This window comes from Paraburkholderia sediminicola (assembly GCF_046026675.1).
Lineage (GTDB): Bacteria > Pseudomonadota > Gammaproteobacteria > Burkholderiales > Burkholderiaceae > Paraburkholderia > Paraburkholderia sediminicola_F.
On the sequence record NZ_JAQQEY010000002.1, the window covers coordinates 3,309,592 to 3,322,265 of the forward strand.

Genomic DNA, 12,674 nt, shown 5'->3' on the forward strand with positions numbered 1-12,674 from the left:
GAGATGGGCAATGAGCGAGGCGTCAATGTGCAAACGTCGCTTACAGGCCAAGTTCCGCGGCCAGATGCGGAATGTCATTGACTTCGTAGTACTGGTAGTACGGCGTCGACGGTTCGTGGCCGCGCTTGACGAAGGCTTTGTGCTTGATGCCCAGGTCGTGTGCGGTCATCAGGTCGTAGCGCAGGCTCGACGACACGTGCAGCACGTCTTCCGGATTGCAGTTCAGCTGGTCGAACATGTATTCGAAGCCTTGCATGCGCGGCTTGTACGACTGCGCCTGTTCTGCGGTGAAGACTGCGTGGAACGGCGCGCCGAGCTTGTCGACGTTGCTCTGGATCTGGTTGTTCGACGCGTTCGACAGAATCACCAGCTTGTACTTCTTCGCCAGACGCGCGAGGCCTTCCGGCACGTCCGGATGCGGACCCCAGGTCGGTACCGCCGTGTAGATCTTCTCGGCTTCCACTTCATTGAACTCGACATTCATGCGCTTGCAGGCACGGCGCAACGCATTGACGACCACGTCGCGATACGGCTTCCATGCACCGAGCACTTCGTCGCGACGATAGCCGGAATAGAACGTAACGAGCTTCTCCAGGTCGTCGCCTTGCAACACGTGGCCGAACATTTCGCGGGTCATGTCCGCCATGCGAAATTTGGTCAGCGTGCCGTAGCAGTCGAAGGTGATGTACTTCGGTTCGAATTCGATCATGGTGCAGTCCTATCGTGGTGGTGAACCCACATTGAGTTCAGTGACGAAAACAGTTGATGCTCATTCCTGTTAAAGATTTAATCAGCGCAAAAACATAGATGTTCCTGATTAGGGCGCCGCTGATGACACAAACCATGCGTTTTGAGGCCGTTGCGCAGCACAGTCTGCGGTGGACCGGCCGGAAGCCCCGTCCGTATTGGCTTTGCGGGAATCAGGCACGCAAGTCGATCAACACGCTCTTGAAGCGCAGGTTTGCCTCGTAAGCCTGGCGGCCGAGGTCCTTGCCGATGCCTGAACGCTTGTAGCCGCCGGTGGGGATCATGAAGTCGGAGGTCCGGCCGTAGCGGTTGACCCAGACCGTCCCCGCTTCGAGGCCGCGCACGAAGCGCAGCGCCCGGCCGAGGTCGGCGGTGTGCACGCCGGCAGCGAGCCCGTACTCGGGATGCTGGGCGAGCGAGAGCGCTTCTTCTTCGGTGTCGAAGGTTTGCAGCGTCAGCACTGGGCCAAACACTTCTTCGCGCACGGCTTCGGAGTAGGCCGTGACGTCAGTGAGCAAGGTGGGCGTATAGAACGCGCCATTCGCCCCACCCGCCGCCCCACCGTCAGCACGCACGCCGCCAAAGCGCAGCGTGGCGCCCGCCTCCAGCGTACGCCCGACGATCCCTTCGATACGCGCCGCCTGTGGCGCGGAGATGATCGGCGACAGCGTAGTGCCTGCGGCCCACGTCGCGCCAGGCTTCAATTCGGCGAAGACCTTGCCGATGCGCTCGGCCAGCGGCTCCGCCAGGCTTCGCTCGACCAGCAGCCGCGAGCCCGCCACGCACACCTGGCCGGCATTGCCGGTAATAGCGCCGGCAATCCGTCGCGCCACGTCGTCGAGACGCGGGGCGTCGGCGAATACGATCTGCGGACTTTTGCCGCCCAGTTCGAGCGTGACCGGCTTGGTGCCGCTGTTCGCGCAGGCCGCCATGATCGCGGCGCCGGTACGTGTGGAACCGGTGAAGGTAACCTTGCTGATCTTCGGATGGCGCACCAGTTCGTCGCCGGTGACGCGGCCATCGCCCTGGATCACGTTGAAGATGCCGGCCGGCACACCCGCCTGCACGGCCAGTTCGGCGAGCCGCAACACGGAGAACGGCGTCATCTCCGAGGGCTTCAGCACCACCGCGTTACCCGCCGCCAGGGCGGGCGCGATCTTCCATGACGCCATCACCAGCGGGAAATTCCATGGCGCGATCGCCCCGATCACGCCGTACGGCTCAGCGATGGTCATGCCGAGATGGTCATGATCGGTCGCGGCCACGTCGCCCCCCACCTTGTCAGCGAACTCGGCGTAGAAGCGGATTCCCTCGGCGGTGAACGGCACGTCCCAGCCCACTGCCTGAGCAATCGGACGCGTCGAACCGAGCGCCTCCAGACGGCCCAGGAACGGCGCGTCGGCTTCGACCAGTTCGGCGAAGCGGCGCAGAATCTTCGCGCGTTCACGTGGTGCCATGCGCGCCCAGCCACTCGTTCTGAAAGCCTGCCAGGCGTTCTCCACCGCGCGGTCCACCATCTCGGCGCCGGCGAGCGGCACGGAGGCATAGATCACACCGTCCGAGGGGCGCGCCACCTCGATGCGGCGCTCACCGCCGCGCTCGTTCGCGTCGACATACTCACCGCCGATGAAATGCCCGCTGCGAATCGCGACGTCGTCCGGATTGAAGCTGTCCATGAGCAAGGTTTCCTGTGTGACTGCTGTGGGTCCCGGGCGGTGCATCTCGACCGCGCCGCCGCCATGGCAAAATCGTAGAGCCGCAGGCGCGGCATATATCGCCGACAAAAATCCCCACGCAGCAGAACACGCTTGTAATGCGCGATGAAACGCGGCGTTTTGCATCGATTTACGATGCGGCCCTGTCAAGCGGCCCGGATAAAAAGATCGTCCTAGTCACACCGCGCACCGAATGACAAAGTGACGGCGTAAGTCTTCAGCCATCCAGGGAGTACGGCGTGTCCGATTCGATTACCTACAGACGCTTTACCCACGAGGACATCGCCGCCGCGCATGCGCTGACGGTCGAACTCAAATGGCCGCATCGCCCGGACGACTGGAAGTTCGTCGCGCAACTCGGCGTGGGTTTCGTCGCGGAAGATGCGAGCGGCGTAATCGGCACGGCCTTGTGCTGGAAATACGGCGCCGACCGGGCCTCACTCGGGATGGTGATCGTGTCCCCCGAGCAGCAAGGGCGCGGCATCGGCAGGAGGCTGATGGACCTGGTGCTGGAAGAACTCGGCAGCCGGGTCACGTTGCTGCACGCCACCACAGCGGGGCAGCCTTTGTATGAAAAGCTCGGCTTTCGCGCGATCGGTACGCTCGACCAGCATCAGGGCGCCGCGTTTCAGCCGCCTCTCGTTTCATTGCCGCCAGGGGAACGTCTGCGCCCGCTCGGTTCAAGCGATACGGCTCGGCTGGTCGAACTGGCCTCGCGGGCAAGCGGTCTGGATCGTGGAGAGGTCTTGCCCGCGCTGTTGAGCGCCGCCGATGGCATCGCCCTCGATCGCGACGGTGAACTGGTTGGCTTCGCCCTGTTTCGCCGCTTCGGGCGGGGCTTTGCGATCGGACCAGTGGTCGCACCCGAGTCGGAAGATTCGAGCCGCGCCAAGGCGTTGATCAGCCACTGGCTCGCGCTTAACGAAGGCGTGTTCGTGCGCATCGATACGCCAGGCGAGAGCGGGCTAACCGAATGGCTGGAACAGTTGGGGCTGCCGCGGGTGGATACGGTCGTCAAAATGGTTCGACACGCCACACCAGCCGATCTCGCGAGCGCGGGCAACACCAGCCCCAGCACCGGCAAGGACGCGCACTATCTGCAATACGGCATCATCAACCAGGCAATCTGCTGACCCACCATGGCCTTCCTTTATAAAGCCGACCCGGCGCGTGGCGCGCAATGGGCCAAACTCTTCGCGCAGAAAGTACCGAACCTGCCGTTCCACGTCTGGCCCGATCTCGGCGACCCGGCTGCAATCCGCTATCTGGCCGCCTGGCAACCGCCGGAGGATCCCACCCGCACCTTCCCCAACCTCGAAATCGTGTTCTCGGTCGGCGCGGGCATCGACCAGTTCGACCTGTCAGGGGTGCCGGCACATATACCGGTGGTACGGATGATCGAGCCCGGCATTATTGAAGGGATGGCCGAGTACGTCACGCAAGCCGTGCTGACGATCCATCGCGATCTGTTCGACTATGGCCATCAGCAACAACAGCAGATCTGGCGTGAACTGCCCGACCGGCCGGCCAGCGCTCGCCGCATTGGCGTGCTGGGGCTCGGCGTGCTGGGCACAGCGGTGCTGGAAAAGCTGCGGCTGTTCGGCTTCGCCTGCGCGGGGTGGAGCCGTTCGCCGCGTGAGATCGAGGGCGTCGATTGCTATGCAGGCGAAGGCGCCCTGGATGCGTTTCTCGCCCGCACCGACATTCTGATCTGCCTGTTGCCGCTCACACCCGCCACACGCGGCCTGCTCAATGCCGAATTGTTCGCGAAGCTGCCGCGCGGCGCGTCGCTGATTCAAACAGGGCGCGGCCCGCATCTGAATCAGCCGGATCTGCTGGCAGCACTGGACAGCGGCCAGTTGCACAACGCCATTCTCGACGTCACCGATCCCGAGCCGCTGCCCGCCGGTCATCCGTTGTGGATGCATCCACGCGTACGCATCACGCCCCATATCGCCAGCGCGACGCGCCCCGAGAGCGCCGTCGACGTGGTGCTCGAGAATCTGCGCCGCCATCGCGAAGGCCTGCCGATGCTTGGTCAAATTGACCGGACCCAGGGATATTGACTCTGGGACACTGAGCGCGGCGCTGAGTGGAGCGCCCGCCCGGCGCGGCTTTTCAGCGTCCGCAGCAGAAAATGCTGAGGCCGCACATCAAAACGCGTCGGACGCGCTTTTCAGGCAATTGTTTAGGTGAGCAGGCGATCGCCCTGGGTCAGTAGTATGGAACGGTCAACAGCCCTTTCCCGCGACGAGAACCCATCATGCCGATCCATTCGCTCATTGAAGCCGACCGCAAGCATCTGATTCACCCGGTTATCAGCTACCGCGCGCACGAAGCCCGCGGCGTCACCGTCCTCGAGTCCGCCAGCGGCGCGTTCCTGCGCGACGCGGCCGGCAACGAACTACTCGACGCCTTCTCCGGCCTGTGGTGCGTTAATGTGGGCTACGGCCAGCAAAGCATTGTCGACGTCGCCACCGAGCAGATGAAGAAACTGCCTTACGCGACCAGCTATTTCCATTTCGGCTCGGCCCCGGCGATCGAATTGGCGCAAAAGCTGGTGGAGGTGTCGCCCGCTTCGCTGCAACACGTGTACTTCACGCTCGGCGGTTCCGATGCAGTCGATTCGGCGATCCGTTTCATTACGCACTACTTCAACGCGACCGGGCGGCCGTCGAAGAAACACATCATCGCGCTGCAACGCGGCTACCACGGCTCGTCGACGATGGGCGCGGGGCTGACCGCCTTGCCCGCGTTCCACCGCAATTTCGATCTGCCGCTGCCGAACCAGCATCATCTGCCCTCGCCGTACGCGTACCGCAATGATTTCGCCGACGACGCCGCGTTGATCGCCGCCTCGGTGGCCGCGCTCGAAGCGAAAGTGGCCGAACTCGGCGCGGACAATGTCGCAGCGTTCTTCTGCGAGCCGATCCAGGGCTCGGGCGGCGTAATCGTGCCGCCGGTCGGCTGGTTGAAAGCGATGCGCGAAAGCTGCCGTAAGCTCGGCATTCTGTTCGTCGCCGACGAAGTCATCACCGGTTTTGGCCGCACGGGTCCGTTGTTCGCATGCCAGGGCGAAAACGTCGAACCGGACCTGATGACGGTGGCAAAGGGTTTGACGTCCGGCTATGCACCGATGGGCGCTGTGCTGATGTCTGACGAAATCTATCAAGGTATCGCCGATGGCGACGCTGAAGCGATCGTCGGCCACGGCCATACGTATTCGGCGCATCCGGTCAGCGCGGCGATCGGTCTCGAAGTGCTGCGCCTCTATCACGAAGGCGGCCTGCTCGCGAACGGCGTGGCACGTGGCCCACGCTTCGCCCGCGGCCTCGACGCGCTGCTCGCGCACCCGCTGGTGGGCGACTCGCGCCATCGTGGCCTGCTCGGCGCACTCGAACTGGTATCGGACAAAGACAGCAAGGCAGGTTTCGATCCGGCGCTGAAACTGTCCGAACGGATCGCCACCGCCGCGTATGAAAACCGCCTGATCTTCCGCGCGTTCGGCGACAATATTCTTGGCTTTGCGCCGGCACTGTCGTACACCGAGGCCGAGTTCGATCTGATGTTCGAGCGCCTCGAAAAAACCCTCGACGACGTTCTTGGAGACGCCGATGTCCGGGCCGCGCTGAAGGTCAAAATTCATGCCACTGCGTGCTAGAGTAGAGGGCCCTTCGAGACCCTTTCACCCATCGCCGGAGCGATAACGTTAAGATGAGCAGCGACAGCAAGCTAGACCGGATTGACCTGCGCATACTTTCCCAGTTGCAGAAGAAAGGCCGCATAACCAACGTCGAGCTTGCCGACGCGGTCGGCCTTTCCCCCAGTCCTTGCCTGATCCGGGTCAAGCGCTTGGAGAAGGCCGGCTACATCATCGGTTACGGCGCACAGATCCAGCTCGAAAAGCTCGGCGACGTGCAGATCGTGTTTACCGAAGTCACGCTCGCCGATCATCGGCGGGAAGACTTTATCAAGTTCGTCAATGCGATCAAAGACGTCGACGAAATCGTGGAGTGCCATCTGGCGAGCGGCGGCTATGATTACCTGCTGAAGTTCGTCACCCGCAGCGTGAGTCACTACCAGAGCATCGTCGAGGGTCTGCTGGAACGTGATATCGGCATCGAGAAGTACTTCAGCTACGTGATTATCAAGTCGCCGTTCGTGAAGAGTCACTATCCGCTCGAAACGCTGTTTTCGCAGAATCACAACTAGTCCAGCAGCCCGTTACGGATAATCGCTAAACCGGGATGTCGGTTCGGTGTCCGTCGTCGCGGGTGTATAACCCGGTACATTCGCGCGAAACTGATTGAGCAGACCGTTATCGAGCTGCGAAAAGCCCTTTAGCTGAAGTTGCATCAACACACGCGTGCCGGTGCTGGGCGACGTGGTCGAACTGGTGGCGTTGGTGTATTTCTCGAACGCCACGCCGAGCGACCAGCAATCCGCGTCATATTGAAGGCCCAGCAGGCCCGCGATCAGCCGATGCGCGCTCATGTCGTAATTGACACGCGCCACACTGACAACGTTGTGCAATAACGGCCATTGCTCGGACACGATGAACTGATTGACCGGTTGATAATCGAGCGTGCTGTTGGCGCGCGTGTAGCGATACGCGACATTCAACACCTGCCGTGAAGCCGGCGACCAGCCAAAGCCGGCTTCCGCATTCGTCAGATAGTGGTTGGCCTGACTGTACTCCACGGCCTGTTCCGCTGAAAAACCCGCCCCCAGCTTGTACGACGCGCCGGCAATCACACTCGTGCGCGCAACCGTGCCAATTGCATCGTCTGTGTTGAGGGTCACGCGGGGCGTGCGAAAGTCGTACTGCTCGGCAAGGACGAAACGGGACCGCTCATCGCCGCTCGCAGCATCGATGAAACGCGTCGTCAGCGCTGCCGTGACGCGGTTGGCATCCGACACCCGGTCATTGCCAACGAAGCTGTTGGGCATGAACAGTTCCGCCAGCCCGAAATCGGACGTCGCCGTATCGAACAGCGGCGCGAACGCCTGGTTGCGGTAAGGCGTGTACACATAGAACAGCCGCGGTTCGAGTGTCTGGATGTACGACTGCCCGAAGAGCCGCACACTTCGCTCGAAGCGCATGCCCGAATCGAGGGTGAAGGTCGGCACGTTGACGTCGAACGTCTTGGGCTGCCCAGCAGGCGCATCCGATCCGATCGTGGTCAAGTCATACGCCGCGAAATGCCATGCGAGCTTCGGCGTGATGAACCAGCCAGGACGCTCGATCGGATAGCTGACGTAAGGGTTGAAAACGAAGCGGCTACCTTGCGTCGCATCCGCCGACGAAATCGTGAAGCGCGTCACATCCGCTTCGGCGCCGAAGTCGAAGCCCCCCACGTTATAGCGTGCGTAGTGAACATTGACCTGCGGTTCGCGGTTATAGGTCGAGTCGCTTGTAAAAGCCTGCCAACGTTGCTCGCGAGCCAGCACACTCCACGGCCCGTTTGAGTAAGTCAAACCCGCTTCCTGCTGATACAGCGTGGTCGAACCCGTCGGAAACGCGACACCCGACGCAAGATCGGTCACCACCGTCGAGTCCGACACCCGGTTGTAGTTGACGTAGGCGCCAAAGCCCGAGCCGAAGCTCCAGTTCTGTTTCAGCGCGATCGAGTAACGATCGGTGTTGGTGATCGCATCGTGTGGCAGCCACGCGAGCGAGATCGTCCCCGAATCGTTCGGCTGCAGATAGCGGTAGTCCGCCGTCAACATCTCGCCTCGTTTCGACATGACGCGAGGCGTCAGGGTTAAATCGTAGTTCGGCGCGAGATTAAAGTAGTACGGCAACGCAACGTCGACGCCGTTGGTCGAGCTGATCGAAAACGTCGGCGGCAGGAGGCCGCTGCGCCGTGCGCCGGACAAGGGAAACGAGAGCCACGGGCTCGCCAGCAGCGGCACGCCCTGGAAAAACAGCACACCGTTGTGCGCGATCCCCTCGTCGTTGCCGCTGTCGATGTCGAATTCGGAGGCCTTCAGATACCACGCGGGATCCGACTCGCATTGGCAGGTGCTGTACGTACCGTGATGAACGACCGTGCGCTCGCTATCGACCAAATCCACGCGTTGAGCGCTACCCCACCCTCCCGTCAGATGAAACCGGTACTTCGGCACGCTAATGTAGCCTTCGTTCGCTTCGACGTAGAAATGCGCGTCCGGGCCATCGAACACATTGCCGTTGTCGACGAGGCGTACCTGTCCATAAGCGTCGACCTTGTCGGTATCGACGTCGTAGTGCAGCGCATCGCCTTTAACGATCGATGCGTAACGCCGCAGTTGCGCGTGACCTTTTAGCGAAACGTCCGTGTCGGCGGTCGCGGTCACCGAATCGGCGATGGCAGAAGTAACGGGCTTGTCGCCCGGCCGCAGGGGTTGCTCGGTCAGTTGCGGATCGAGCCGCAGACCCCAGACGCCGTCGAGCGGTTCCGGAATCGCAGACGCACCGACTAATTGCGCATGCCCGGCAAGCGGCATGCATCCAGCCGTACCCAGCATGAAAGAAACGAGAGGCCTTAAGCGTAGGCGTCGAAATACACCGCGTAGTATCAAAACAGATAAGGATCGGAAAGGATGGCAGACGCATCAAGGCGAACGGAAGCCCTGACTTGCGTCAGGATGAGCAGCGGCAAATGCGTACGGCGCTATTGAAGTGTGACGTCCCTGGAGCGGGGCTCCGCTGCTGCGCCTGCCCCGCTCGCAGCGCCGCCCAGCGCCTGAAGCAGATAGGGAATCTGCTCCGCAGGCAACGAAAACGACAGCCCCGCGCTGCCGGAAAGACGGAACCGGATCACCACCATTTCCATGCCGTTCAGCCGGCCGACTTCCCAACCCTGGCAGTGCAGCGCGAAACTCATCTCCTGATTGTTATGGATCACGCGGTCAGCGTGCTCTATGGCGTTCGGCAGTGCCACCAGCAGATCGTTGAGCACCGAACGGTGCAGCGCCGCCGTGGGTTGATTGCCGTGAATCAGCAGATATTGGCCGTCCGCCGTCAACTGCATATCGGTGATCGAATTCAGGACGAAAGTCGACGGGTCAGACATGACGTGTGCCCTCCCCAGTAACCTCGTAGCGGCCCGCCGCCCCACTCACGGTGTTGCCGGGCACGGCGCGAAGCGTGCGCATCGACGCCATCGCCAGATGGAGCGAAAAGATTGGTGAGGAGCTGACGCGCAAGACAGCCGCAAGAACCGCCGGTGAAAGAAATTCAATCATGACCACTTCTCCAGATCGCGTTACGCAGGTAGCGGAATCGACAATTTGACGATAGCAGTGCAAAGTCGCCGCCAGGTTACGCGCGGACTACGCTTCTTTTGAGTCTGTAACGCATTATTTCGAAGCTCGGGCTCCAATCGGCGTCAGCCTGCGCGGGCGCACGCTGCGCACCTTGGCGGCCTGAATGGTTGGAAAGTTTTCAGTAACGATCGGCAGAAAACGCGTCCCTATACTTCGCGCTTTCCAGTGTCATGGAACGTCGTTTCGAATGCGTCGCTTGCCTTCGAGCGCTCCCGTCCGCGCTCCGCGCGCTGCATCAGGACTGAAAACCCAAGATGAATCTTCAAGTTTTAACGAGCCGTATCGCCGGCGCACTCTCGCTCGTCGGCGTCGCGCTGACAAGCGGGGCAGCCCACGCAGCACAGCCGTTCGTGGTGCAGGACATCCGGATCGAGGGCTTGAGGCGCGTCGAACCCGGCACCGTGTTTGCCTACCTGCCCATCAAGCAGGGCGCCACGTTTGACGACGATAAGGCTTCGGAATCGATTCGCGCGCTGTACGCCACGGGCTTCTTCAATGACGTCAAGATCTCGACCGAAGGCAGTGTCGTCATCGTTCACGTTCAGGAGCGCCCCGCAGTCGGCACGATCGATTTCGCCGGCATTCACGAGTTCGACAAGGAAAATCTGACCAAGGCACTCGGTGCGGTCGGGCTTTCGCAAGGCCGCTACTACGACAAGGCGCTAGTCGACAAAGCCGAGCAGGAACTGAAACGCCAGTACCTGACGCGTGGCTACTATGCCGCCGAAGTCACCACCACGATCACACCGATCGACCGCAACCGGGTCGCGATACTGTTCTCTGTCGCCGAAGGCCCGAGCGCGAAGATCCGACAGATCAACTTTATCGGCAATAGCGTTTTCAGCACGGACACCTTACGCGACGAAATGCAGATGTCCACGCCGAACTGGTTCTCGTGGTACTCGAAGAACGACCTGTACGCGAAAGACAAGCTAACCGGTGACCTGGAGCACATTCGCTCGTACTACCTGAACCGCGGCTATCTGGAGTTCAACATTGAGTCGACCCAGGTATCGCTTACGCCGGACAAGAAGGAGATGTACCTCACGGTCACGCTGCACGAGGGCGAGCCGTACACGGTTTCGTCGATCAAGCTCGCAGGCAATCTGCTCGATCGCGAAGCCGAGCTGACCAAGCTGCTCAATATCAAACCAGGCGAGCGTTTCTCCGCTGAAAAACTGCAGGCGACCACCAAGGCGATCGTCGACAAACTCGGCGAATACGGTTACGCGTTTGCCACTGTCAACGCGCAGCCGAAGATCGATCAGGAACACCATAAGGTCGACCTGACGCTGCAAGTTGACCCGAGCCGCCGCGTGTACGTACGTCACATCAATGTAGTCGGCAACACCCGCACGCGTGATGAGGTGGTGCGCCGCGAAATGCGTCAGCTTGAAAGCTCGTGGTTCGATTCGAACCGCCTAGCGCTGTCGAAAGACCGGGTCAACCGCCTCGGCTACTTCACCGATGTCGACGTCACCACGGTGCCGGTGGAAGGCTCGCCGGACCAGGTCGATGTGGACGTCAAGGTGAGCGAAAAACCGACTGGCGCGATTACATTGGGCGCGGGCTACTCGTCGACGGACAAGGTGGTGCTCTCCGCGGGCGTGTCGCAGGACAACGTGTTCGGATCGGGTACGAGTCTCTCGGTGAACGTGAATACCGCCAAGACGTACCGTACCTTGACGGTCACGCAGGTCGATCCGTACTTCACGGTCGACGGCATCAAGCGGATCACCGACGTCTACTACCGCACGAGCTATCCGCTCTATAACTACACCGATACGAGTTTCCGGATCCTCACTGTCGGTGCCGACCTGAAATTCGGCATTCCGTTTTCCGAAGCCGACACCGTTTATTTCGGCGTCGGTCTCGAACAGAACCGGCTGACGACGGATTCCTTGACACCTCAGAGCTATCTGGACTACGTAGCCGAATTCGGCCATGTGGTGAACAACGTGCCGCTCACGATCGGCTGGGCCCGGGACAATCGCGACAGCGCATTGGTACCTAGCCGGGGCTATTTCCTGCAAAGCAATGGCGAAGTTGGCACCCCGGCTGGCGGCACCGAGTACTACAAGGCGGACGTTCAGGCGCAGTATTACTATTCATTCTCACGCGGTTTCATTCTCGGCTTGAATCTTCAAGGCGGCTACGGCAACGGCTTTGGCGGAAAGGCCTATCCGATCTTCAAGAATTACTACGCGGGGGGTATCGGCTCGGTACGCGGCTACGAAGCGGGTTCGCTCGGTCCGACCGATAAGACGACTGGCGACCCGATCGGCGGCTCGCGTATGGTCGTGGCCAATGTCGAGATGACGTTCCCATTGCCGGGGACCGGCTGGGACCGGACGCTACGCGTCTTCACCTTCATGGATGCGGGCAACGTCTGGGGCGACGAAGGCAACAGCACGGGCGCCAACGGATTGCGGTACAGCTACGGCGCCGGTCTTGAGTGGATTTCGCCGATTGGCCCACTCAAGCTGTCGGTTGGCTTCCCGCTGTTCAAACACGCCACCGACAAGTACCAGGTATTCCAGTTTCAGATCGGCACATCGTTCTGATCAGATCGTTATGCTCACGTCGTTTTGGTCATTAACGCCCGCGGTCATCGTATGAAGACCGCGAGCATCACCTGCATCATTCCCTCCCGCTTTCAGCCGCGCCCAGACGCCCAACCGGTATGAACCGGTTCCGCGCCCGCTCAAAGCACCCCTTCTGCGTCCTCCGGCTCCAACTTCACAAAGTCTCCTCAATTTCACCATCGTTGCTCCAACGTTGATATCTATCATTCGCTCATCATCAGCGCAACCCTGTCCGGTCCGCTTTCTGAGTTCGATAGGTCGCTCCAAAGCAGCAGATGGTTGAATTGGCTGAACGTGAACATCGCACGGGCTGCAA

At 61.1% G+C, this 12,674-nt stretch carries 10 protein-coding genes; 5 read left to right on the plus strand and 5 right to left on the minus strand.

The genetic code is table 11. The annotated features are described in order from the left end of the window. Positions 1 to 40 precede the first annotated feature (40 nt). Complete coding sequence (locus PQQ86_RS34530) at positions 41 to 709, minus strand: haloacid dehalogenase type II (RefSeq protein WP_408277522.1); 669 nt, start codon at positions 707 to 709, stop codon at positions 41 to 43. A gap of 211 nt (positions 710 to 920) precedes the next feature. Continuing rightward, positions 921 to 2,423: an aldehyde dehydrogenase family protein gene (locus PQQ86_RS34535; protein WP_408277525.1), complete on the minus strand. Its 1,503-nt coding sequence runs from the start codon at positions 2,421 to 2,423 to the stop codon at positions 921 to 923. Between the two features lie 278 nt (positions 2,424 to 2,701). Between PQQ86_RS34535 and PQQ86_RS34540 the strand changes: the two genes are divergently transcribed. The 4 genes from PQQ86_RS34540 (at position 2,702) to PQQ86_RS34555 (ending at position 6,674) form a co-directional block, all read left to right on the plus strand. After that, positions 2,702 to 3,595 (plus strand): GNAT family N-acetyltransferase, encoded by an 894-nt coding sequence (locus PQQ86_RS34540; protein ID WP_408277528.1) that lies wholly within the window; start codon positions 2,702 to 2,704, stop codon positions 3,593 to 3,595. Positions 3,596 to 3,601: 6 nt separating this feature from the next. Continuing rightward, complete coding sequence (locus PQQ86_RS34545; RefSeq protein WP_408277531.1) at positions 3,602 to 4,528, plus strand: 2-hydroxyacid dehydrogenase; 927 nt, start codon at positions 3,602 to 3,604, stop codon at positions 4,526 to 4,528. A 197-nt stretch (positions 4,529 to 4,725) separates the two neighbouring features. Further along, a complete protein-coding gene (locus PQQ86_RS34550; protein WP_408277534.1) occupies positions 4,726 to 6,123 on the plus strand; it encodes an aspartate aminotransferase family protein in 1,398 nt (465 codons plus the stop codon). A gap of 53 nt (positions 6,124 to 6,176) precedes the next feature. Beyond that, positions 6,177 to 6,674: an Lrp/AsnC family transcriptional regulator gene (locus tag PQQ86_RS34555; protein ID WP_120295970.1), complete on the plus strand. Its 498-nt coding sequence runs from the start codon at positions 6,177 to 6,179 to the stop codon at positions 6,672 to 6,674. 12 nt (positions 6,675 to 6,686) lie between these two features. Here the strand turns inward: PQQ86_RS34555 and PQQ86_RS34560 are convergent, their stop codons facing one another. From PQQ86_RS34560 to PQQ86_RS34570, 3 genes are all read right to left on the minus strand, one after another. Continuing rightward, positions 6,687 to 8,972, minus strand: a complete 2,286-nt coding sequence (locus tag PQQ86_RS34560; protein ID WP_408277537.1) for an LPS-assembly protein LptD — start codon at positions 8,970 to 8,972, stop codon at positions 6,687 to 6,689. Positions 8,973 to 9,118: 146 nt separating this feature from the next. Next, complete coding sequence (locus tag PQQ86_RS34565; RefSeq protein WP_408277540.1) at positions 9,119 to 9,520, minus strand: hypothetical protein; 402 nt, start codon at positions 9,518 to 9,520, stop codon at positions 9,119 to 9,121. After that, positions 9,513 to 9,692 (minus strand): hypothetical protein, encoded by a 180-nt coding sequence (locus PQQ86_RS34570; RefSeq protein WP_408277542.1) that lies wholly within the window; start codon positions 9,690 to 9,692, stop codon positions 9,513 to 9,515. The genes PQQ86_RS34565 and PQQ86_RS34570 overlap by 8 nt, the downstream gene beginning before the upstream one ends. 335 nt (positions 9,693 to 10,027) lie before the next feature. Between PQQ86_RS34570 and bamA the strand changes: the two genes are divergently transcribed. Next, positions 10,028 to 12,337: an outer membrane protein assembly factor BamA gene (gene bamA / locus PQQ86_RS34575; protein ID WP_408277545.1), complete on the plus strand. Its 2,310-nt coding sequence runs from the start codon at positions 10,028 to 10,030 to the stop codon at positions 12,335 to 12,337. Positions 12,338 to 12,674 lie beyond the last annotated feature (337 nt).